Origin of the sequence: Methanothermobacter sp. EMTCatA1 (assembly GCF_002356395.1) — an archaeon.
In the GTDB taxonomy this organism is placed as follows: Archaea; Methanobacteriota; Methanobacteria; order Methanobacteriales; family Methanothermobacteraceae; genus Methanothermobacter; species Methanothermobacter thermautotrophicus.
This window is the reverse complement of sequence record NZ_AP018336.1, coordinates 1,110,307-1,132,500: the sequence shown is the minus strand read 5'-3', so window position 1 is coordinate 1,132,500 and position 22,194 is coordinate 1,110,307. Positions and strand designations below refer to the sequence as shown.

Here is a 22,194-nt window from a genome sequence, read left to right as displayed (position 1 = left end):
CCATGGATGTGGCTGTGGAGCTTGGTGAAGGAGATTTTGTGGGCGACTTTGAGGTCATACACACACCGGGCCATACTCCGGGATGCATATGCCTCTACGACGGCGAATCACTCATCTCAGGGGACACAGTATTTGCTGACGGCGGTTTTGGAAGGGTTGATGTTGGAGGAGACATTTCTGAACTCGCAGATTCCATAAGGAGACTCAGAAGACTCGACGTTGAGTACCTATTCCCTGGTCACGGTCCCTGGGTTGATAACGGATCAAGGCATGTGGAACTTGCTGCGTCTTTTCTCGGACTCTAGACATCCTGGGAAGATCAGTTTAGAGTAGATGCAGCACTTCCAGTGCACTTTCATTCAATCAGGATCCGGCGGAAATGATCTATGGTTTTCAGAATGTAGAAAATCGGATCCGGCGGGAATACCCCATTTTCAGAATTGTAGAAAATCTTTCTCTTTATAAGAACGAAAAATTGGAGTTCAATGGAGTCATGGCACATATCTGCGTAAAAATAATAGTTTTAGCCCTCCATGCTCCGGTTGAGTCACAGTGATTATCCTGTGAATCTCCTGGTGGCCTCTTTCACGGCATCGGTCTTGACGAGTACAGATACCTTGGTACCCCTCTCAAGGACCATGTCTGGCTGGGGTATTATGAGGTCGCCGTTATTATAGATGGCCACTATTATGTATTTGTCGGTAGGGGAGACATCCCCGACCCTTTTGCCAACAACCTTGCTGCTCCTGATCTCCATGTCCAGGATCTCGGCATCCCCGTGACCGAGGACTATAAGGTCGGCGACCTTTGGCCTTGTTATGAGCTTCTCAAGATAACCCGCAGCAGTCCGTTCAGGACTTATAACATGATCTATACCGACCTTCTTGAAGGCCTCTTCATGGTCAGGGTTACTGACCCTTGCAATGATCTTTGGGATACTGTACTCCCTCACCAGTATGCAGCTAAGGAGGTTGGCCTCATCGTTTCCTGTTGCAGCCACAAAGACATCTGCATTGGATATATTGGCCTCCTCAAGTGTCTTTATGTCTGTACCGTTCCCGCATATTACAAGGGCATCCAGTTCCACCGCCGCGTTTGCACAGAGTGTTTCCTCGTTTTCTATGAGAGTAACATCATGTCCGTCTGATATGAGGAGGTTTGCAAGTGTTAAGCCGACTCGTCCTCCACCCATTATAACAACATACATATCCACACCTTCTAGATTAGGAAAAAATCAATGTAACCGGTATCAATGTAACTGGTGTTTACTTGTGTTAAACCTCATCATTAATAAGGTTTTTCCACTTATAATAAGGGTTTCAGTAACCTCCAGATCATTTTTTACGGGTTGAGCATCAGCCTGCCTTGAATGCCTCCACAAAGCCCCGTATAAGCACAATTACAGGGATTATCTCAAGCCTTCCAAGCCACATGCTCAGGATGAGGGCCATCTTCGGGACGACGGGTAAATTGAAGCTGGTTATACCCATGCTGAGCCCCACGTTTCCCTGGGCAGAGGCGGCCTCAAAGAGTGAATTCAGGGGGTCATAACCGTAGACCACAAGGACCGACCATGTGAAAAATAGAAGGACAAAGTAGAGGCTTATATAGGAACCCGCCTCCCTTATCTCGGTGTCACTCACAGACTTCCCTGATATCTTCCTCGGTATAACTGATCCCTCAGGGGCGAGTATTCGCATGATCTCCCAGTAAACCCCCTTGAGGACGGTTATCACCCTTATTATCTTGACGGCCCCGGTGGTTGAACCGGCAGCCATTCCTATGAGCATACAGGTTATGAGCACAACCTTGAAGTATGCCGGCCATGCCACCATCTGGGGGGTTGAACTTATGCTTGAACCGGTACAGCTCAGTGCCGATATAACATGGTAGATGGACTCCAGGGGGGCAACACCCCCGACGTAGACTGCAAGGATGGTGAAGATGCTTATAAAGACCACGGTGGCCTGTAACTGTATATCATGAAGCACACTGAAAAACCTGCCCTTTATGAGCTGATAGTGGACAAGGAAACTCGTACCTCCCAGTATCATGAGGAGCATGGTTACAAGGTAAACGGCGGTGCTGTGATAGTATCCTATGTTCATGTTCTTAATTGACATCCCACCGGTGGAAAGATTTGTCAGGGTATTGTTGATGGCGTCAAAGAGGGGCATCCCTGTGAAGCCGTAAAGGACGATCCCGAGAACGGTGTAGGTTATGTAGATCCACCAGATGGTCTTAACTGTATTTGGTATGCTGGGCTTTATTCTTTCGTCCCTGGCCTCGGACTTGTAGAGACGCGATGCAGCGGTACCTGGCCTTATGAGTATTCCTATAACAACTATGACCACACCAAGGCCCCCTATCCACTGCTCAAGGCTTCTTAAAAAGAGTATGGATTTAGGGAGGGATTCTACACTGGAGAATATGGTGAGCCCGCTTCCTGTCCATGCAGACATGTTCTCAAAGAATGCGTTTGTAAAGTCAATGTTGAGGGCAGATATCATTATGAGGCTCCCGATGAGCCCTGCCCATAGCCATGCCAGGCATGCAACCATCATCCCGTGCTTGAGGCGCACTGAACATTCCTCGGGCATGTACCTCTTCAGGACGGTCCCTGCACCCAGAGAAATGAATGCAGGTATAATGAAACTCTGCAGGTTGCCCTCACCGTAGATGATGGCAACGAAGACTGGCAGTGCAACAACAAAACCCACTCCCTGCATTATCGTGCCAAGATACTTGCCCACTGTAAAAAGGTCCCGCTTTCCAACGTATCTCATAAGTACCAATATATGAATGGGGACATTGCAATATAAATTTTTAGAGCGGCAAGTTATGGGTGGATAGTATTTGAGTAGTGTCAGGACATTGCAATATAAATTTTTAGAGCGGCCGCTGGAATAATGCAGCATCTATGGTATCTGACGGATACTGTCTGAGCTGTCTGTATGCTGCTGTTTATATGGGGAATATCTAATCAGGGTTTAGAAGCAGCTGATGTTATTATGGAAGAAAATAACTTAAGAGCGGACCTTCATCCTACCGCTGAACCTGAACCAAAAAAATAAATTTCGATGAGTAGAAGAGTCTACTCCAGGTACATAACTTAAATCTATTCTACAACTTCAGCGAAAGCAAACTTGCGCCTGGTTGCACTTATCCTTATCTTGACCTCGTCGCCTACACCTGCACCAGGTACAAAAACAACAAAACCTTCGACACGGGCTATTCCATCACCATCTCTGCCAAGGTCTTCAATTTTAACTTCGTACTCCTCACCCACATTCACCGGTGTGGAGTATGTTTCCTTTCTATAGTAGTTATCTCCAAACAATTCATCACATCCTTAAGTAGGGACACACAAGAATCATGCAATTAATTCAAACCAGAATCAGTAAGAATAATCAAATGACCATCATGCATCCCATACATAAACTTAAGCATCATAGTATATAAATGTATGTGGAGCCATTAACTACTATCACCGGGTGGTTTATTTGATCGGACTGATAGCAGATTCACATGATAATCTTGAGGCAATAGGGAGGGCGGTTGATTACCTCAACCGGGAATCTGTTGACCTTGTTATACATGCAGGGGACCTCATATCTCCCTTCACAGCCCCAGAATTCGGGAAGCTTGAAATGAAGTTCGAGGCGATATTCGGAAACAACGACGGGGAAAGGGATGGCCTGAGAAAGGCCTACAGTCACCTGACAGAGCTCTCCGACTTCAAATCTCTCCGATTTGACGGCCTCAGGATAGCTGTTATCCATGGCCACGAGCCGGAAATCCTTGAATGTGTGGTTGAGTCCGGGAGGTATGACCTTGTTGTGACAGGGCACACACATAAGAGGAAATTTTCAGATTCAGGTATCGTGACCGTAAATCCCGGCGAACTGTGCGGTTATCTCTCAGGTGAGAGGACACTGGCCCTCCTTGACACGGACAGCATGAAATGTGAGTTTGTAAGTCTATGAGCGGCAGAAAACGGTTCAGAGCCATGCTGCTTTAAAGGAGCAATTTCAGGAATCAGATGTTATGTTGGTTTAAATGAAGCATAAAGGAGCAATTTTAATAGTAATAGGAGTTGTGGCCCTTGCAGCGATGATACTGATAATAGGGCCCGGCGAGATTGAGGAGGCCCTCAGAAAGGCGGACCCAGTGTATGTGCTCATGGCTGTGGTCCTGGAGTTCATCATACTCGCCCTTTTCACCCTTCGCTGGTCAATAACAACAAGGGCGGTCTCAATAGATGTTGGAAAGAGGCACCTCTTCCCGATGCTCCTTGTTGGCATGGCCATAAACAACCTCACACCGAGTGCAAGGGGAGGAGGGGAACCTGTGAGGGCCTACATGCTTGGAAAGTATTCCAGGGCCTCCATGGAGTCAGCCTTTGCAACCGTGATAGCTGACAGGGGCCTTGACACATTCCCCTTCATATTCCTGGCAGTACTCACCATAATAGGCATCGTGTTATATTTTGATCTCTCCCGGTGGATACTGGCTGCCCTGATAGCCTCTGTGGTCATCATTGTGGTGGCGTTCTTCCTTGCCCTGTACGTATCCGTTGACAGGGATGCTGGTGAGAGGATAACAGGATGGATACTTGAGGTTGTAAAGAGGTTCTACAGGAAGAACCATGAAAGGCTTGAGAGGAGAGTAAGGAGAGCTCTCCATGAATTCCAGAGTACTATGAGGATGATGCTGGCAGAAAAGAATGTCCTGCTTTATGGCATACCCATATCATTCCTCCTCTGGATCCTTGAGATCATAAGGGTTTACCTGATCTTCGCAGCCTTCGGAACAGACATATCACTGCTGGTAATCGCCGAGGTTTTCATACTCGCCACCCTTATAGGGATGATACCACTGCTCCCGGGAGGTCTTGGCGCTGTTGACGGCATAATGATTGTTTTCTACTCATATGCGGGTGTTTCACCATCTGTAAGTGCAGCTGCAACGGTGGTCGAGAGGCTCATATCCTTCTGGATGATCTCGGCCATGGGTGTGGCGGTCATACCCTACTTTGGATCATCTGTTTCAGAGAAGCTTATGGATAAACTGTGAACTGATATGGTTAAATTGAAATTATGGAAAATGATTTATTGTGCGATGATGAAAATTATACCCAGATGACCTTAAGGTTAGGGGGATAAAAATGCTTGAAAAGGTTTTTTTGACCGAAAAGGTTCATGATGAAAAATTGTATGAAAAACTGGTGGATGAGATACGCTCATCACCAGATTACCTCAATCTTATACTGGAATCTTCCGATCCATGGATCCTCCAGGATATAAATGGCTTCATACTTGACCTGAGCCAGTCCTTCGCGGATATGATCGGATATGAACCCGATAAATTGAGGGGCAGGTATCTTCCAAGCCTCCGGGCAGTACCACTGATACAGAAATCAAGGCTGAGGATTCTGCTTGACAGAATGGCAGAAGAGCCGCGTGAGTGCAGCGGTCTCTTTGAGTTCCTTGATTCAGATGGAAGGATGGTGCCACTTGAACTCAATCTCAGACCCCTTGAGATTTCCGGCCAGTTATTCGTGCTTTTAACTGCGAGGGACGCATAAGAAAGGCTCAGGGAGGTTGGGGAACTTGAGCAGAGAATAGATGAACTCAAAAACACGATAAACGGTCTTTACAGGCAGATCGACAGGAACCTCCAGCTGATCACCAGCATAGTTAACCTTCAGTTTCCATACATAAAGGACGAGGACGACTATGAACTTCTGAGGGACACCCAGAACCGTCTGAAGTCCATAAGGAAGGCCTATGAGAAACTGATATATGAGGGATCCTCTGACACCATAAACTTCGGGGCCTACGCCCGGAGCATTGTGTCAGGTATCCTGAGCACATACTCCCCTGAGCCGGGCAGAGTAAGGCTTGAGATGTACTTTGAGGATGTGGATATGGGCCTGGACCTTGCAGTACCATTCGGGATGATACTATCAGAACTCCTATCCAACAGCTTCAGGCATGCATTCACCGAAGACCAGGATGGCAGGATAAGGGCAGTTTTCATGGATAAGGGTGACCATTACATGCTTGAGGTGAGAGACAATGGAAGGGGCTTCCCTGAGGGCGTAGACTTCGAGGGCGCAGATTCACTTGGACTGCAGCTTGTTAAAAACCTCATCAATCAGATAGAGGCAAAGGTCGACTATACGCTATCCCCGGGCACCTGCTTCAAGGTGAGGGTCCTGAAGCCATGATCATCACCGGTTACCGGAACATTACCTTGATGGGGTCTTCGTGTCTGAGATGAGTATATAAATAATTTCTCTGAGCACCTGTAATAACCATATGAGCTATCACCCGGTGTACACCCCTCTTATTATCCATAGGGGCCCTCAGATTCATGGTTTTACAGTTATTTCTAAGCTGAATTGAAAGTAGAAAAATATATTAAACATTCTCCCAGTAAATCAACTAGGTGATAGTTATGGAGATAAATGGTGTTGAAATAGAAGACACATTTGCAGAGGCCTTTGGCATAAAGGTTTCAAGGGTTCTTGTAACCGCAGCAACAAAAAAACTTGCCAAAATAGCAGCAACCGAGGCAACAGGTTACGGTACCTCAGTTATAGGGTGCCCCGCAGAGGCTGGCATCGACTGCTATGTTCCACCTGAGGAGACACCTGACGGAAGACCAGGGTACATTATAATGATATGCAACCCATCCAAGAAGAGCCTTGACCATGAGCTACTTGAAAGGATAGGGATGGGTATCCTCACAGCACCAACCACAGCTGTCTTCGATGCACTGGATGATGAGGATGAGAAGCTCAACATAGGATTCAAACTCAAATTCTTCGGTGACGGCTACGAAAAGGAACTTGAAATTGATGGAAGAAAGATCCACTCAATCCCAATAATGTCAGGGGACTTCCTGATTGAAAGTGAGTTCGGAATAAAGGATGGAGTGGCCGGCGGAAACTTCTTCATAATGGGCGACAGCCAGTCATCAGCGCTCCTGGCTGCACAGGCAGCTGTTGATGCCATAGCAGCAGTTGAAGGTACTGTAACACCCTTCCCTGGTGGAGTGGTTGCTTCAGGATCAAAGGTCGGTTCAAACAAGTACAAATTCCTCAATGCATCAACCAATGAGAAGATGTGCGTGACCCTCAAGGACGAGGTTGAGGACACCCAGATACCTGAAAACGTCAACGGGGTCTACGAGATAGTCATAGACGGTGTTGATGAAGAGGCTGTAAGGGAGGCCATGAATGAGGGTATAAAGGCTGCCTGCACGGTTCCGGGTATAATAAAGATAAGTGCAGGAAACTACGGCGGCAACCTCGGGGCCTACAAGATAAAACTCCATGACCTGTTCTGATTTTAATCAGATCCATATTTTTTTTTGGACATCTGCCCTGGTACTCCAGGGATTAACCTTTTTATTCTATGCAGAATTTTTCCATCATCTCACTTTCAACTATTTCCCATATCTCGTCCTCGGTGAGGTTAACACCGAGCAGTATGCCCCTTTTCCTGAGATCCTCTTCAATTTTCCTTATAACCCTGACGTCGGCTGCAGCCACTGTGTGGGAGTGTATGTTCCGGGATATGCTGTAGAGGGCCTTCAGAGACCTTCGGGCGTCCGGGGTTTCCAGTTCCTCCATACACCTTTTCAGATCATCCATGTTCCTTATGTTGAGGTTCCTTGTAACGACCTGTTTAACCCCCGGGAGGTAGTGCTTTGAGTCAAGGATACGGCCACCCCTCTGGATTATTATTTCCTTGTCATCCATGTTTCCGAGGTCATGCTTCAGCAGCATCTCAACAACGCGGCCTGACTCCTGTATTATTGATTTGATTTCACTGAGCTTGAGGTTGACTCCTATCAGGAAACCCTCCTTTTTGAGTTCCCTTTCCACCAGCTCAAGGCTCTTTGAGTCAGGCCCTGAAATTCTGTGGGAGTGTATCCCACCACCTGAAAGGGTGTAGAGCCTGTCAAGGGATTCAAGTTTACGGGGTTCACTCCTGAGGGTCTTTATGAAACTGCCGATTTCTTCCATGGAGCTAACCCCCACATTCCTTCTGAGGGGTTCTGAGAATCCCGGGAGATAGTACTCTATATCCTCAATGGTGCAGCCATGATTTATTATGATCTCAGCCTCTCTCCTGATGTCATCGACCCCGTGGTTTTCAACGATGCTCATCTCAGGCTTTATTATTATTTCAACGAGACGACCGTGTTTCCTTGCAACATCCTTTATCTCCTCATCATTGAGGTTCACACCCAGCAGTATCCCCTCTGATTTGAGTTCATCGATAACAGCGTCTATGCTCTCCCTGTCAGGCCCGGATATCCAGTGGGAATGTATGCCGCTGACGGATTCATAGATCCTTTTAAGGGAGCTCTTCCTGGCCGGGTCCCTCTCAAGGATCTTCAGGAACCTTTCAAGTTCCCCGCCCTCAGATACACCAATCTTCCTCACCAGGGGCTCCTTGAATTCAGGGAGGTGGTATTCTATGTCCTCCAGTGTGCAGCCATGTTTCAGTATTATTCTGGCCTCCCTTCCAATGTCGTCAACATCATGCTTAACGGTTATCTTCACCATTGTTGGTTCCATGGCTGCGAAGTAGATGTCCTCTCCTCCACTGATTTCGGGTGAGATGACCCGGTTGGCCCCTGCACGGTACAGCCTTTTGATGTTCTCCCTCTTGCTGGCTCTTGTCACGATCCATATGTCGGGGTTAAGCTCTCTGCAGGTGAGTGTTATGAAGAGGTTGTCGACGTCGTCGCCTGTTGTTATTATAACCCCCCTGGCCCTTTTTATCCCGGCCGCCCTGAGGGTCTCCTCATCTGCGGCGCTCTCGGGTATCGCAAGGACATTGGGATCATCCCATAGTTCCTTTTCAACTATCTCACGGTCCTTCTCAATTATTATGCTCTTCTGGTTCCTTTTCTGGAGCTCCTTAAAAACAGCAGATCCAACACGGCCAAAACCACAGAGAATGAAGTGGTTGTTCATTGACTGCATCAACCTGCGTATCCGGGCGCCTGATATGGTATCCTGCAGGGTCATTGTAACCACCGAAACGGTTAAGCTGAAAACGTATGCAATCAGCCCCACACCACCTAGGGCCAGTGTCACGGAGAATATCTTCTGGGGTATGGTAAGAGGGATTATATCCCCGTAACCAACGGTTGCAATGGTTATAATGGTGAAGTAGACTGCGTTGTAGAAGTCAAGGCCCATTATGTAGATTGAACCCAGTATGCCATATACTATGAGGGCTGTCAGGGCTGCGAGGGCGTAGTATATGATTGAGATGGGAACGTACTGGATACTCTCCATTGGATTCCTTTGAGGTGGCATGGGAAACCTCGCTCTGGTATTGATATATTAATAATCTGCAGACAACAATATAAATTAGGAGTATTCCATCCGCACGGGTCACGAAAATCTGCGCCGGTGTACTGAATGACTGGAGTATTGATAAGCAAGCTTCAATAAATTTGAGGCTATCCTGAACACGGAGAGGGGGTTCTCTCTGCCGGGTAAGGAGGCTTCAATAAACTCAGGAAGCCTGACTGATCCTGTGCGGTGGAGGATATCCATCTTTGATCCCTGGTCAGGAGGATGTCAGATGAAACCGGTTGATATGGCTGCAGCAGACATTAACGCGGAATACCTGGGTGTTCCAAGACTATCCCTCATGGAGAACGCAGGGAGAGCTGTGGCAGAGGAGATAGGGAATGCGGTGGATGAGGGGAGGGTTGCTATATTCTGTGGTTCAGGAGGAAACGGAGGAGACGGATTCGTGGCGGCAAGGCACCTCCTTAACATGGGCTTTGACGTGGAGGTCCAGCTACTCAGTCACCCTGAAAGGATAGGCTCAGAGGAGGCCCTCGTAAACTGGAAGGTCCTTGGGGCAATGCAGCCCCATCCAGGCGGATTCAGGGTGGAGGTGGTCAGGGATTCATCTGAAATCAATCCACCGGATGCTGATGTTGTGGTTGACGCCATACTGGGTACGGGTGTACGGGGGTCTCTTAGAGAACCATCGAGGTCAGCCATTGAAATCATAAACAGGTCAGATGCCTTCAGGGTATCTGTGGATATACCGAGCGGTCTGAACCCTGAAACCGGCTCAGTCGATGACATCGCTGTGTCTGCAGACCTGACGGTGACCTTTCACCGGATGAAGGACGGTCTTAATGTTGCGGATCCTGCAGTCACAGGGGAGATCGTTGTGAGGGACATAGGCATACCCCCTGCGGCTGAGGTATTCATGGGCCCGGGTGATCTCCTGAGGATGCCCTCAAGGAGTCCTGGAAGTCATAAGGGCGAAAATGGAAGGGTTCTTATCATAGGGGGAAGCAGACAGTACTCTGGGGCACCGGCAATAGCAGCAAAGGCAGCACTGAGGGCGGGAGCCGATATCGTAATGGTGGCAGCTCCGGAGAGTGCCGCCAGGGCCATCAGGTCACTCTCACCTGACATCATAGTCCGGGAACTCGATGGGGGCTACATTGGAATGGAATCCCTTGATGAAATCCTTGAACTTGCAGAAAAGTCTGATTCAGTTCTCATGGGCTGTGGTGCAGGCAGGGAGACGTCAACGGCCAGGACGTTCCTGAGGGTCATTGAGGACCTCCATGAAATGGAAAAGCCACTCATACTCGATGCGGATGCACTCAGGCTCATGGATTACTCTGATGTCAGTGAATACAGGGAACTGACCGTGACACCCCACATGGCCGAGTTCCGCAGCTTCTTTAAGCTGAAATCCATGATATTTGATGACTTCAGGGAACGTGTATCTGCCTTCCAGTCAATCTCATCCAGGATAATGGGGACGGTCCTCCTCAAGGGGAGAATTGACATGATATTCCAGGGGGACAGGTCACGTCTCAACAAAACAGGGTGCCCTGGAATGACCGTTGGGGGTACTGGGGACGCCCTTGCAGGTTTAACAGCTGGTTTGCGTTCACTGGGCCTTTCATCCTTTGATTCCGCTTCACTGGCAGCGTTCATAAATGGGATGGCAGGTGAGCTGGCGATGGAGAAGTATGGCAATGGCTTCACAGCATCTGATATGCTTGATATGATCCCCCCTGTGATGGATATGGGGTTCTATGGTTTTTGATGCCTGCTATGGTCCCTGTGATGTCACTCCCTTCTCAAATTTAAAAATAATTAGCAGGGTTAGATCAGCCCAATTATATTGCCCAGGAGGAGAATCCCTACCCCGGTTATCCCCCCGAAACCCGCCACAAGAACCGTGAGGGGGTTGAGGGGAATGTTTATGAAGGGCAGTATGTTCACAGCAAGGAGAAGGATGAGGCCTGCCACCATGTTCCCTGCAACTGTGAGGACCCTCTTACCTAAACCCATAAGTATCCTCAGGGATGCCAGGCCCCCGGCAACTATGAAGGTGGCGATTACGATGAGTATGAGGAATGAGAGACCTTCCATCAGCTCTCCTTCCTGCAAACCCTGCTGTATATGGCAGCCTGGAGGGCATAGTTTTTGACCATCCCGGCCATCTCCCTCTGGTCAAGGGTCTTATCCTCAAAGGATACTATTTCCTCACTGTATAGGCTGTAGGGTGACTCCCTTCCAGTGACACGCATGCTGCCCCTGTGTAGTTTAACCCTTACTGTACCGGTGACACGCCTCTGCATGTGGTTTACTGCCATGTCAAGGTCCTCACGGAGGGGGTCATGCCACAGACCACTGTACACCAGTTCAGCATAGGTGCTGCTTATTATGTCGGCAAACCTGAGCTCACTTCTTGTGAGTGTAAGCTGCTCCAGGCCCCTGTGGGCCTCCAGGAGCAGGAAGGCCGCCGGTGTCTCATAGACCTCCCGGCTCTTCATACCTATTATACGGTCCTCCATTATGTCGACCCTGCCAATGCCATGTTTTCCTGCCACCTCATTTGCAAGGCCTATGAGTTCAAGGGGCTCCAGTTCCTCGCCATTCAATGCAACCGGAACACCGTGACGGAATTCAATTTCAAGGGTTTCAGGGTCCTCCGGGGTCTCATGGATGGGTCTTGTCCATTCAAAGGCATCCTCAGGGGGCTCAACCATCGGGTCCTCCAGGATGTCTCCCTCTATTGCACGTCCCCAGAGGTTCTCATCTATACTGTAGAGCTTGTCTGAGGGGAGTGGTATCCCACAGGATCTGGCGTATTCCATCTCCTCTGTCCTTGTGAGGTTGAGGTCCCTTATGGGGGCGATGACATCCAGGTCCGTTGTTGACCTTATAACAGCCTCGAAACGGAACTGGTCGTTACCCTTACCTGTGCATCCATGGGCTATTGCAGATGCACCCTCCTTCTCGGCCACTTCGACTATCTTTTTAGCTATCAGAGGCCTTGCAAGGGCAGTGCTGAGGGGGTAACCCTCGTAAACCGCATTGGCCTTTATGGCTGGAAATATGTAGTCCTCTGCGAACTCCCTCCGTGCATCTACTGTGTAGTGCCTGTAGTTTCCGAGTTTCTCGGCAACCATGGCAGGTCTTTCAATTTCATTCCGCGGCTGACCAACATCCACACAGGCAGTTATGACCTCCATGTTATACTTTTCCTCAAGGAGTTTGATACACACTGATGTGTCAAGGCCTCCACTGAAAGCAAGAACCACTTTATCCACAGCAATCACCTTCAACTTATAAATGGAATCATTCTGATACGCTCATGTTTTTATTACAACACTATAGATATTAATACGGGATAAGTTATAAGTGTATGTCCCATCTGCCGCTGGTTATACGGATTTTCCTGGAAGTGTGCCAGCAATTCAGGTGACCCTGATGTTTGTAAGTGAGGATTCAGTTGAGGTTTCACTGATACATGATGGTTCGGGAGGGGATATTACCAGGAACCCTGCATTAAAGCCTTATATACATGATGGGTATCCTCGGGTCATTGCAGAATACTCCCTCAAGGGGACTGTAATGTTTAGCCTGGGCTCTGGAAGGCCATCTGTCATGGTTGTGGCCGGTGTCCATGGAAACGAGATACCCCCGCAGTTAGCGGCCATGCGCCTTCTGGAGCACCTCGCATCATCTGATATCTCTGGAAAGGTTCATGTTATACCCATCGCCGCCCCCTGGGCCACCATGAAGAACATTCGCTGGTGCAGGGGCCGTGACCTTAACCGTTCAGCCGGCACACCCGGCTCGGTTACAAATGCCATATTCAGGAGAGCACTTGAACTCGGGGTTGATGCCCTGGCTGACTTTCATTCAACTGCACCCGGGAGCAGACCCGGTGTTGAGGGAGTTTTCTGCTCAGAGGAACCTGAACCAGAGAGTGTTGAGATAGCCCGCCACATAACTTCAAGGACCTCATCCAGGGTCCTGTGTTATGAGAGGGCTTCCTCCAGTTACATGGGCGCCCTGGAGGACGAATGCAACCTTGCAGGCATACCATCTGTCACATGTGAGGTTGTATCTGAGAATGGAACTGTCAGGGAGGGCAGTTATGAGAGGTCCCTCCTCCAGATGAAGTTATTCCTGGAGTACATGGGAATCCTGGTGGAGGGGGTGCCTGGCTGTCTTTGAGGTTAATTGATGTGTGGGGTCCGGGGGATGTTGCATTCTGATGGATTGAGGTTCATTAACTGTATGGAGGTCCTGTGATTGTCGTCTTACAGGAAGCATGCTCTTATTTCAATTATAATGGCCATCCCGGTATTTCCGGCTGTTTTCCCGGTGGCACTGGCGCTTATAGGGGCCATGATACCTGATATGGACCATGAGGTTAAATCTGGGAGTGTTTCAACGATATTCCTCCTTGGACTTGTGATATTCCTGGTGTTCTACATCCTGGGGCTTCCTTACCTTGCTGGAATAGCCCTGATGGATCTGGCCCTGATATTTTACCTTTCAGGGCACAGGGGCTTCACACATTCTCTTATCGGGGCGCTTATACTCTCAGCATGTCTGACGGTCTTTGTACTGGCATCGTTCTTCCTTCTGCGGTCACTGGGTCTTGATGGAAGGGCTTCCCTTGTGGTTATACTGACTGTCCTTGGATTCATAATTCTGAACAGGTTGCTGATTCTGCCCTTTGTGCTGGTGACACTCCTGGGGGTTTTCCTCACGGACTTCCCTGTCATGAACCTTTACACGATAATGGGACCACTGCTCCTGGGCTTCATAAGTCATGATATGCTTGACTCCTTCACACCCTCAGGGGTGCGCTTCATGAGGCCACTATCAGGGAGGACATTCCGCAGGGGCTTCGGGGTCCTGATGCTTGTTTTATGGGCGATTCTGGCGGTTTATTCTCTTTCAGGTGTTTAATCACGGGATCCCTGATTTTTATTACGATTTATATAGAAAACTTTATATTATCATAAATAATCATGTTAATTATTGATACCAAAGTGAAGGGAGCTATAAAATGTTTATCACGAGGATTCTGTACGGCATCGCCTACTTCCTGGTCCTGATATATGAAATACTCAAGGCAACGGTTGACGTGGCAGCAAGAACCCTGAATGGAAATGTAAAGCCTGTAATAGTTGAGATAGAGACGGAACTCACAAGGCCAGTGTCCCAGACAATACTCGCAAACAGCATAACACTCACACCGGGAACCCTTTCCATCGACCTGGATTCTGAAAACAGGGTCCTGAAGGTCGCAGCCATCTACCCGCGGGAAAGGGAGGACATAATACCCTTTGAGCCCTACATAAAGGGGATGCTTGAATAGGTGGTTCCCATGGATATACTGATGATCGCAGAGTACACGCTTCTCGCATCCCTTGCAGTATTCAGCATTGCAGCCGTGAGGATAGCAACACGCAGAAGTATAGGGATGGGTCTTGTGGGGATCTCAGGTCTGAGCATAGCCATTGCAACCATACTCATACTCATAAACAGGATGTACGGTGTCGGGTTCTGCCGTGACATAGCCTACGCCCTGGTCCTCCTTGGGCCTGTTGGTACAATAGCATTTGCAAGGGTTCTGAGGGGTTGATAGAATGTATCTGGTAATCCTGAAATCAGCGGTTCTCTTCATATCATCCATACTTGTGATACTCGCAGCCCTGGGGATACTCAGGTTCAGGGATGACATCGAGCGTGTCCTGTATGCCAGGATCCATATCCTGGGGATAGCTGACGTGGCATGCATACTCGCCCTCCTTGCACTTGGCGAGCCACTTCTTGCAGCCACCTACTTCATACTGGTGCCCTTTGTGTCCCATGCAATAGCCAACGCCCACCACTATGGGGAGGGAGATTAGATGATTGAATACGTGATAATGATCATAGCCATACTCGGAGCTGTACTGGCCCTTGTCCAGAGGGACCTCCTCAAGGCAGCCATACTCACAGGGGTCCCGGGGGCAGCAATAGCCGCCCTCTACCAGTTACTCCTTGCACCGGACGTCGCCCTGACACAGGCAATAGTCGGGTCAGCGATAATACCGGTATTCTTTGCCCTTGCAGCCTACAAGACAATGAGAATGGAGGAAGAATGATGATATCCCTACAGCTGGCATCACTTCTGACGGCAGGAAGCCTCATGGTCATAGGCGCCGTTGCAGTGATCTTCATAGACAATCTCATAAAGAAGGTTATAGCCCTCTCCTTCATAGCCGACGGTGTTAACCTCTTCCTTGTGACCCTCGGATATAAACCGGGGGGCATAGTCTACATCTACCTGCCGGGAATGTCAGGGTCATGGTTTGCCCAGAACGCAGCCTACCCCCTCCCCTTTGCACTGGTGCTCACCAGCATAGTCATAGGGGCCAGCACCCTGGCTGTCATGCTCGGCATAATAATAATACTGTACCATAAACACGGCACCATCAGCGCATCGAAGGTGCTTGAAGAGTGATAAAATGAGGAATCTAACAGGTGAGGAACTATGAATCCACTCATACCGGTCATGGTGGTTTTACCGATTCTATGCGCACTTCTCCTGAACCTCCTGCATGGAAGGGACAGGACCGTACGGGCACTGGCAGTTGCAGTGGCGGTCCTTCTCCCCATAATACCCCTACTTGCAGGTTACGGTGTCCATTACTTTGGAGGATACGCGCCTCTATCTGAAAATTCAACAATTGCAGCGGGTCTGCCGGGTTCCATAAAATCGTCCTATCTGTACTCATTCCACCCGGCGATAACCTATGTGTTTGGAAGCGCCCAGAGGATATTTCTCCTGATACTCTCAGTGGTAACATTCCTGGCGGTCCTAACCTCACTCAATGAGGTTAGAAGGCCATCCGGGGTCTATGCATTCCTGATGTTCATGGGGACCGCCGCTGTCACAGCAATAGTCCTCACGGACGACATATTCAACCTTTATGTCTTCTTTGAGATAGCGGCCCTGGCACAGGTGGGTGTGGTCCTGTGTTCGGGGGTGGAGCGTAACTATGAAACCGCCCTCAAGTACATGATGATAGGGGGTGTTGCGGCCCCCATGCTGCTGCTGGGTGTGGCCATCCTCCTGGCTCTGACAGGTAACGTGAACATATCTGACATCGTATATTCCATGAGGAGCGGTCTCGTTAACCCGGGAAGCCCGCTGTTCCTCCTGGCATCAGCACTGCTCATCTTCGGATGGCTTTATGGGACAGGATTGCCACCGTTCCACACAATAAAATCTGCCATCTACAGCAAGGCCCTCCCCCACGGATCCGCACTCCTCCAGGCCTTCTCTGTCTTCACATTCACGGCCCTGGCCATTGTGATACTCAGAATGTTCTACCATGTCCCCCTCGTCAGGTGGGTCATGGTGTTCTTCTCCCTGGCGGGGATGGTCCTCGGTATAAGCATGGCACTCATGCAGACCGATCTGAGGAGGATGATAGGTTTCCTTGCAGTGGGGGAACTGGGATACATAGGGATAGGTCTTGGACTCGGAACAGCCGCCAGCATATCAGCCGGACTATTCCAGGCAGTAAACGAGGCCCTGATAACAGCATGCATATTCCTGGGCTTTGGAACCATATTCTACATGACGGGTAAAACAGACCCGGAGGGCATGGGGGGCCTACTGGCATATAAGCCAGGACTCGCGGGCCTTGTGATGCTGTCAGGGTTCATAATGGCAGGTGTGCCCCCATTCAACGTATTCCAGAGCAAACTCCGTCTGATCCAGGCAGCGATCCAGGCAGGGTTCCCTGAGCTCGGCATCCTCATGATACTCCTCAGCATAGTAACCTTCATGACATTCATGAGGGCATTCTATTCGGTTTACCTCAAACCGGAGCCTAGGGGGATGGAACTTGAATCCAGGTCCGTGCCCAGGTCAACGGTCTTCTCAATGGTGGTGCTCATCATAATCTGCACCGTCCTAGGAATCGCACCATGGCTTGCAACCTCACAGTTCACGGCACTCATACAGGGTCTTATAATATGAGAGGGGATGGAATGAACTTCTATGATGAGATAATCAACAGGATAAGGAAGGTCACAGAAGAGAGGGGAGACGGTGAGAGCAACATCTCAGTCTCAGCCGCCCTAACAGCCGAGATAACGTTTATATCAGCGGTCCTCATAGCCGCGGTGATGCTCAGGAAGCTGAACTTCATCCTGATGGTCATCGCGGTTCTCTTACTTGCAGCGGTTCTGCTGACATCCTTTCCGCTGTCGGCGAGGCTCAGGACCGAGCAGGGGGATGGTTTCAGTACAATGATGTTCTACGTACTCCTGACACTGGGGATACTTGTATCCATATTCTACTGGGGTGGTGCCGGTGTCTGAATCACTGAGGGGCCTCATGGCCACCGTGGCACTGGGACTCTTTGGAGTGACACTCTTCGACGCCATAATAGACCTTAGCGGGATGATAAACCCCGGTATAAGCATCATATACAACTACCTCGGGACAAAGATAGCCCCCAACATGGTCACCGTTGTGGTGTTTGACTGGAGGGCCTACGATACCCTGGGGGAGGCCCTCATACTCGTCACAGCTGTACTGGTAACCCTTCTGGTCTTTGGAAGGGGTAAGGTTCAGATTGGGAGTTCAGATAAGGGAGGGAAGGAGAGATGAGTACCATACTTAAGATATTCGCATTCCCTGCAGCCATATTCATAATGTGTCTCGGAATCCTCACAGTACTGGGAGGGCACATAACACCCGGCGGAGGATTCCAGGGCGGTGCCATGGTTGCAGCAGGGTTCATATTCTGTGCAGTTGTCTATGGAATTGAAAAGAGCCCCTTCCAGTTTTCCCATGAATTCATGTCTGCAATGGAGAGCATAGGAGCCCTCGGGTACGTTGGTCTCGGACTCTGCGGCCTCTTATTCTCAGGTTTCTTCCTTTACAACCTGGGAGTTGACCTGTACGGAGTATCTCAAGCTGTCAGCGGGTTCTTCAACTACCCTGACCCCACAGATGCAGGTATAATACCCTACCTGAACATCGTGGTCGGCCTGAAGGTCATGGTGGGTCTCAGTGCAATTGTTATAACCTTCATGGAGTTCAGGGGTGAAGAGGTCACCGAATAGAGGGGAGTTGAGAAATGTTCACAGGACCAATAATCTTTGGATTCATACTGGGATTCATACTCGGAAGCAGGATAAGGGATGACAGGTTCCCGCCGTCATCCTACATAGTGCTGATCCTGGCCCTCATCCTCGTGGCCTGGAACCTTGGTCCATTCCCTTACTACACGGACCTCCCGGTCGCCACAGGATTTGTGGCTGCAGCAGTGGGTATAATGGCAGGCAGGATCTTACTTGGACGCGGATAATCTCATGGGGTTATGATCATGTTCATATCAACAGGAAAATGTGAGGGACTCGGGGAATGTGTTAAGGCATGCCCTACAGAAGCCATAAGGATGATTGATGGCAGGGCCTTCAGCTGCATAACCTGCGGCGCCTGCATGGAGGCCTGCCCCAACAAGGCAATACGCAGGAACAGGTACGGTGGATACGTTGTTGACAGGGCCAAGTGCAATGCCTGCGGTGTATGTGAGATGACCTGCCCTGTTAACAGTATAAAGATAGAGGATGGTGTTGTTAAGGGCATATGCGCAAGGTGCGGTCTCTGCGTGGACGCATGTCCCCTCGGTGCAAGGGTGGACGCCTTTGACCTCATAGAGGACAGACAGCTTCGATTCCTTGAATCACTGAACCTTGCAGTTAAACCACCGGTTAAGAGGACTCCAAGGAGTCATGAGGCCACCAGGGTCAACGTGGTCACCGACACCGAAAGATGCACCCTCTGCAGGAGGTGCCAGTACTACTGCCCCACAGGCGCCATTATTGTTGATACCGGGGAGGGCGTATGCACGGAGTGCCGTGTCTGTGAGGATGTCTGTCCGGTCGGTGCAATAGAGGACCTCAAAATCGACCCTGAAAAATGCACCCTCTGTCTCAAATGCATGCGGGAATGCCCCAGCAATGCAATATACCTTGACGACTTTAAGGTGAAAATAAGAGGGGCAGAGGATAGTCGGGAGGGCAGCATAGTGTCATGCCTCAACTGCGGCCTCTGTGCAGAGTCCTGTGAGAGGGGCGCCCTCAGGATGGTTGATGGCAGACTAAGATATGACCCGACACTCTGCAGGGACTGTGATGAGACACCCTGCATTGAGGCATGCCCTGTGGGTACGCTGCGGATGGTTGATGGGGAGCTCAGGGGCTACTGTGTTTCATGCGGCCGCTGCGTTAATGCCTGTGATGTTAGCGAGGCAAGGAGCTTCCAGACGGTCAGATGGGATGGATCAGTCTCAGAGGACTGCATATCATGCGGTATCTGCTCTGAGATATGCCCTGTGGATGCCATAACACTGCGCAGGGGATCCATAGAGGTGGACACCGACAGATGCATACTCTGTGAGAAGTGCGGGATACACTGCCCTGTCGATGCGATACCGAGAACAACCATGAAGAAGAGAAGTATAAAGGGCGGATTCACCCTCATAGACCCGAGGCTCTGCATAAGATGCGGCCTCTGTCTGGATGTGTGTCCAGAGGATGCCATATCAAGGGATGAAAGCGGATTGATGGTAGTTGATGATGATAAATGCATACACTGCGGGGCATGCTCCAACATATGCCCTGCAAGGGCAGTGATATTTGAGAGGGAATTTGCATCAGATTAATGGATGGTGGATCATGTGAAGAATCTTCTAAGGATAATGCTGGAGGGATCCTACACCAACCTGAAGAGGATATTCCTTGCAGCTGACCGTGTGACAGATATGGAACTGCGAAGGAGGATCCTTGAGGGGCGGGTGGAACCTGAACCCAAGGTCGCCGAGGTCTCATGCATAGGATGCGCAGGGTGCTCCAACGCCTGCCCCACAGGGGCCATTGAGATGAGGGACCTGGATGAACCCGTTGAGATAATTGAGGGGCTCGTGAAGAAACAGATACCGGTACTGAACAGTGAAAAATGCGTGCACTGTTACTACTGTCACGACTTCTGCCCCCTCTACGCACTCTTCGGTGAACCCGGAACCATACACCCCAACGATGTGGGGGAGGTCGACTTCGACGCCGGGAGGGTGCTACAGAAACCAGTTAAGATATCAGAGGATAAGCTCAGATTCATATCCCAGTTCCTGGCTGATAAGAGTGTTATGAAGAGCACTACCCTTGCAGAGGCTGCAAGGAGGATCAGGTGATGCAAAATGGGACTTAAATCATTTTCAAGGGCAAGGGCGGTACATGCAATGCTCGTATACACAGGGGGATGCAATGGCTGCGATATAGAGATCGTAAATGCAGTTTTCTCACCGAAATATGATGCTGAACAGTACAAAATATTTCTAACATGGAACCCAAGGGAGGCTGATGTCCTCATAGTAACGGGTCCGGTGACAAAGCAGAATGAGGAACCACTGAAGGCCATATACAATGCAATACCCGAACCGAAGGCGGTTATAGCTGCAGGTGCATGCGCACTCATGGGTGGTGTCTACAAGAACATACATGGGGACATACCCTCTGAGGAGATCTGCGGTCCGGTGGACCAGGTCATACCCGTTGATGCCAGGGTCCCGGGCTGCGCAGTGAGGCCAGAGGACGTACTTGCAGGTGCAGTTGCGGCACTTCCAAAACTGCTGGAGGCGGATTGAACAGATTCAGGTGCTTACAATGGATGGAAAACAGGAGATAATAGAGACAGAAATAGCAATGGGGACCGTGCATTCAGCAGCCATAGAACCATACCGTGTAAGGCTCTTCGTGGAGGATGAGATAGTAAGGGACGCCGAGATAACGGTTGGCGTGAACCACAGGGGAATCGAGAGGATAATGGAGGGCCTCCCGGTTGAGAAGGCCAACAGTCTCACCGAGAAGGTCTGCGGTATCTGTTCAGGCGTCCACCTCTGGAACTCGGTACTGGTTGCAGAGAAGGGCCTGGGTGTTGAGATACCTGAGAGGGCATCCTACATTAGGATCATCGTCGGTGAACTTGAAAGGCTCCACAGCCACCTACTTTACCTTGCACATGGAAATGAGGTTCTGGGCCATGAGACATTCTCCATGAGGCTCTTCTACATAAGGGAGACTGTCATGGAACTTCTAAGACTCATAGGGGGTAACAGGGTACAGTACGGCGTCCCCATAATAGGTGGAATAAGGCCCCGGGCTGACCTTGATGAGATGAAGATACAGAGGATAAGGGAGGGTATTGACCTCATCGAGGAGAAGGTGGAGGCCTTCGCAGAGAGGTTCACCTCCGATCCCATGATAATGTCCCGTATAACAGGGGTCTGCCCCATAAGCAGAAAGGATGCGCTGAGGTTACACGTCACAGGACCAACCCTGAGGGCAACCGGCGTGGACCTTGACATCAGGCGTGAAATGCCATGCTACGACCCCTTTGAATTTGATGTGATAACACAGGATGGTGGTGATGTGAGGGCAAACCTCCTCATGCGTGTCCTTGAGATATTTGAATCAGTGAAGATCATAAGACAGGCCCTCAGGGATTTACCCGGGGGCAGGGTTGTTGACAGGAGCTGGGAGATGCAGGACACAGGCATTGTCAGGAGCTATGTGGAGGCACCGCGTGGCAGACTCTACCACTCATATGCCATAGAGGATGGAAGGGTCAGGGGCTCGGTGATAAGGACGCCCTCCATGTCAAACATAGGGGCAATGCAGTATGCATGCATAGGCCACCACATCACGGACGCCCAGCTGGGCATAGTGCAGTGCGACCCCTGTTTCACATGCACAGACAGGGCCATAGAAATTGTAGATCTGTCTGATAATCCTCGCAGGTGATT

Annotated in this window: 29 protein-coding genes (1 of these 29 only partly in view); 23 read left to right on the top strand and 6 right to left on the bottom strand. The window is 49.9% G+C overall.

The genetic code is table 11. From position 1 onward, the window contains the following. A protein-coding gene (locus tca_RS06040; protein ID WP_286708709.1) for an MBL fold metallo-hydrolase crosses the window boundary here: on the top strand, window positions 1-305 show its 3' end. 313 nt of this gene lie to the left of the window's left edge; only the last 305 of its 618 coding nucleotides appear in the window; its start codon lies beyond the left edge, outside the window; it ends in the stop codon at window positions 303-305. A 251-nt stretch (window positions 306-556) separates the two neighbouring features. Here the strand turns inward: tca_RS06040 and tca_RS06035 are convergent, their stop codons facing one another. The 3 genes from tca_RS06035 to tca_RS06025 all read right to left on the bottom strand — a co-directional run bounded on the left by tca_RS06035 (window position 557) and on the right by tca_RS06025 (window position 3,340). Then, entirely contained in the window at window positions 557-1,207 is a 651-nt protein-coding gene (locus tca_RS06035) for a TrkA family potassium uptake protein (RefSeq protein ID WP_048061014.1), read from the bottom strand. Window positions 1,208-1,355: 148 nt separating this feature from the next. Further along, window positions 1,356-2,786: a TrkH family potassium uptake protein gene (locus tca_RS06030; protein ID WP_286709240.1), complete on the bottom strand. Its 1,431-nt coding sequence runs from the start codon at window positions 2,784-2,786 to the stop codon at window positions 1,356-1,358. Window positions 2,787-3,118: 332 nt separating this feature from the next. Beyond that, complete coding sequence (locus tca_RS06025; RefSeq protein WP_010876887.1) at window positions 3,119-3,340, bottom strand: TRAM domain-containing protein; 222 nt, start codon at window positions 3,338-3,340, stop codon at window positions 3,119-3,121. 154 nt (window positions 3,341-3,494) lie between these two features. Here tca_RS06025 and tca_RS06020 point away from each other — a divergent pair, with 154 nt between their 5' ends. The 5 genes from tca_RS06020 to fhcD all read left to right on the top strand — a co-directional run bounded on the left by tca_RS06020 (window position 3,495) and on the right by fhcD (window position 7,356). Further along, window positions 3,495-3,986 carry a metallophosphoesterase gene (locus tag tca_RS06020; RefSeq protein ID WP_286708708.1) on the top strand — a complete coding sequence of 164 codons (492 nt, stop codon included), beginning with the start codon at window positions 3,495-3,497 and terminating at the stop codon, window positions 3,984-3,986. A gap of 73 nt (window positions 3,987-4,059) precedes the next feature. Beyond that, on the top strand, window positions 4,060-5,076 hold the full coding sequence (locus tca_RS06015; protein WP_286708707.1) for a UPF0104 family protein: 1,017 nt from the start codon (window positions 4,060-4,062) through the stop codon (window positions 5,074-5,076). A gap of 91 nt (window positions 5,077-5,167) precedes the next feature. Continuing rightward, window positions 5,168-5,587 (top strand): PAS domain S-box protein, encoded by a 420-nt coding sequence (locus tca_RS06010; protein ID WP_286708706.1) that lies wholly within the window; start codon window positions 5,168-5,170, stop codon window positions 5,585-5,587. Window positions 5,588-5,623: 36 nt separating this feature from the next. After that, window positions 5,624-6,232, top strand: coding sequence for a sensor histidine kinase (locus tca_RS06005; RefSeq protein WP_353681348.1), 609 nt, complete (start codon window positions 5,624-5,626; stop codon window positions 6,230-6,232). 230 nt (window positions 6,233-6,462) lie between these two features. Beyond that, window positions 6,463-7,356: a formylmethanofuran--tetrahydromethanopterin N-formyltransferase gene (fhcD, locus tag tca_RS06000; RefSeq protein WP_286708705.1), complete on the top strand. Its 894-nt coding sequence runs from the start codon at window positions 6,463-6,465 to the stop codon at window positions 7,354-7,356. A 61-nt stretch (window positions 7,357-7,417) separates the two neighbouring features. On the opposite strand, the gene tca_RS05995 is transcribed toward fhcD, so the two are convergent. Beyond that, the gene (locus tca_RS05995) at window positions 7,418-9,346 is read right to left on the bottom strand and encodes a 3H domain-containing protein (protein ID WP_286708704.1); all 1,929 of its coding nucleotides are present in this window, start codon (window positions 9,344-9,346) and stop codon (window positions 7,418-7,420) included. Between the two features lie 271 nt (window positions 9,347-9,617). Here tca_RS05995 and tca_RS05990 point away from each other — a divergent pair, with 271 nt between their 5' ends. Further along, window positions 9,618-11,120, top strand: coding sequence for a bifunctional ADP-dependent NAD(P)H-hydrate dehydratase/NAD(P)H-hydrate epimerase (locus tca_RS05990; RefSeq protein WP_048175806.1), 1,503 nt, complete (start codon window positions 9,618-9,620; stop codon window positions 11,118-11,120). 59 nt (window positions 11,121-11,179) lie between these two features. On the opposite strand, the gene tca_RS05985 is transcribed toward tca_RS05990, so the two are convergent. Then, window positions 11,180-11,449 (bottom strand): pro-sigmaK processing inhibitor BofA family protein, encoded by a 270-nt coding sequence (locus tca_RS05985; RefSeq protein ID WP_048175805.1) that lies wholly within the window; start codon window positions 11,447-11,449, stop codon window positions 11,180-11,182. Continuing rightward, window positions 11,449-12,633 carry an argininosuccinate synthase gene (locus tag tca_RS05980; RefSeq protein WP_286708703.1) on the bottom strand — a complete coding sequence of 395 codons (1,185 nt, stop codon included), beginning with the start codon at window positions 12,631-12,633 and terminating at the stop codon, window positions 11,449-11,451. Before tca_RS05980 ends, tca_RS05985 begins: the two co-directional genes overlap by 1 nt. A gap of 160 nt (window positions 12,634-12,793) precedes the next feature. Between tca_RS05980 and tca_RS05975 the strand changes: the two genes are divergently transcribed. The 16 genes from tca_RS05975 to tca_RS05900 all read left to right on the top strand — a co-directional run bounded on the left by tca_RS05975 (window position 12,794) and on the right by tca_RS05900 (window position 22,192). Next, window positions 12,794-13,546 carry a succinylglutamate desuccinylase/aspartoacylase family protein gene (locus tag tca_RS05975; protein ID WP_286708702.1) on the top strand — a complete coding sequence of 251 codons (753 nt, stop codon included), beginning with the start codon at window positions 12,794-12,796 and terminating at the stop codon, window positions 13,544-13,546. A 78-nt stretch (window positions 13,547-13,624) separates the two neighbouring features. Beyond that, window positions 13,625-14,290 (top strand): metal-dependent hydrolase, encoded by a 666-nt coding sequence (locus tag tca_RS05970; protein WP_048175803.1) that lies wholly within the window; start codon window positions 13,625-13,627, stop codon window positions 14,288-14,290. 100 nt (window positions 14,291-14,390) lie between these two features. Beyond that, the gene (locus tca_RS05965) at window positions 14,391-14,702 is read left to right on the top strand and encodes a monovalent cation/H+ antiporter subunit E (protein WP_286708701.1); all 312 of its coding nucleotides are present in this window, start codon (window positions 14,391-14,393) and stop codon (window positions 14,700-14,702) included. A gap of 9 nt (window positions 14,703-14,711) precedes the next feature. Continuing rightward, window positions 14,712-14,969, top strand: coding sequence for a monovalent cation/H+ antiporter complex subunit F (locus tca_RS05960; protein ID WP_048175801.1), 258 nt, complete (start codon window positions 14,712-14,714; stop codon window positions 14,967-14,969). Between the two features lie 4 nt (window positions 14,970-14,973). Next, window positions 14,974-15,237, top strand: coding sequence for a monovalent cation/H+ antiporter subunit G (locus tca_RS05955; protein ID WP_048175800.1), 264 nt, complete (start codon window positions 14,974-14,976; stop codon window positions 15,235-15,237). Then, window positions 15,238-15,474 carry a DUF4040 domain-containing protein gene (locus tca_RS05950; protein ID WP_010876872.1) on the top strand — a complete coding sequence of 79 codons (237 nt, stop codon included), beginning with the start codon at window positions 15,238-15,240 and terminating at the stop codon, window positions 15,472-15,474. Continuing rightward, on the top strand, window positions 15,474-15,833 hold the full coding sequence (locus tca_RS05945) for a cation:proton antiporter subunit C (protein WP_173402647.1): 360 nt from the start codon (window positions 15,474-15,476) through the stop codon (window positions 15,831-15,833). The genes tca_RS05950 and tca_RS05945 overlap by 1 nt, the downstream gene beginning before the upstream one ends. Window positions 15,834-15,863: 30 nt before the next feature. After that, the gene (ehbF, locus tag tca_RS05940) at window positions 15,864-17,360 is read left to right on the top strand and encodes an energy conserving hydrogenase EhbF (RefSeq protein ID WP_048175798.1); all 1,497 of its coding nucleotides are present in this window, start codon (window positions 15,864-15,866) and stop codon (window positions 17,358-17,360) included. An 11-nt stretch (window positions 17,361-17,371) separates the two neighbouring features. After that, complete coding sequence (locus tca_RS05935; RefSeq protein ID WP_048175797.1) at window positions 17,372-17,704, top strand: hypothetical protein; 333 nt, start codon at window positions 17,372-17,374, stop codon at window positions 17,702-17,704. Beyond that, the gene (locus tca_RS05930; RefSeq protein WP_048175796.1) at window positions 17,697-17,996 is read left to right on the top strand and encodes a hypothetical protein; all 300 of its coding nucleotides are present in this window, start codon (window positions 17,697-17,699) and stop codon (window positions 17,994-17,996) included. Before tca_RS05935 ends, tca_RS05930 begins: the two co-directional genes overlap by 8 nt. Beyond that, window positions 17,993-18,454, top strand: a complete 462-nt coding sequence (locus tag tca_RS05925) for an MnhB domain-containing protein (protein ID WP_048175795.1) — start codon at window positions 17,993-17,995, stop codon at window positions 18,452-18,454. Before tca_RS05930 ends, tca_RS05925 begins: the two co-directional genes overlap by 4 nt. A 14-nt stretch (window positions 18,455-18,468) precedes the next feature. Beyond that, the gene (locus tca_RS05920; protein ID WP_048175794.1) at window positions 18,469-18,699 is read left to right on the top strand and encodes a hypothetical protein; all 231 of its coding nucleotides are present in this window, start codon (window positions 18,469-18,471) and stop codon (window positions 18,697-18,699) included. 18 nt (window positions 18,700-18,717) lie between these two features. Beyond that, window positions 18,718-20,058 (top strand): 4Fe-4S binding protein, encoded by a 1,341-nt coding sequence (locus tca_RS05915; protein ID WP_048175793.1) that lies wholly within the window; start codon window positions 18,718-18,720, stop codon window positions 20,056-20,058. A gap of 15 nt (window positions 20,059-20,073) precedes the next feature. Then, a complete protein-coding gene (locus tca_RS05910; RefSeq protein ID WP_048176645.1) occupies window positions 20,074-20,583 on the top strand; it encodes a 4Fe-4S dicluster domain-containing protein in 510 nt (169 codons plus the stop codon). A 6-nt stretch (window positions 20,584-20,589) separates the two neighbouring features. Then, entirely contained in the window at window positions 20,590-21,036 is a 447-nt protein-coding gene (locus tca_RS05905; protein WP_048175792.1) for an NADH-quinone oxidoreductase subunit B family protein, read from the top strand. 19 nt (window positions 21,037-21,055) lie between these two features. Beyond that, complete coding sequence (locus tca_RS05900) at window positions 21,056-22,192, top strand: nickel-dependent hydrogenase large subunit (RefSeq protein ID WP_286708700.1); 1,137 nt, start codon at window positions 21,056-21,058, stop codon at window positions 22,190-22,192. Window positions 22,193-22,194 lie beyond the last annotated feature (2 nt).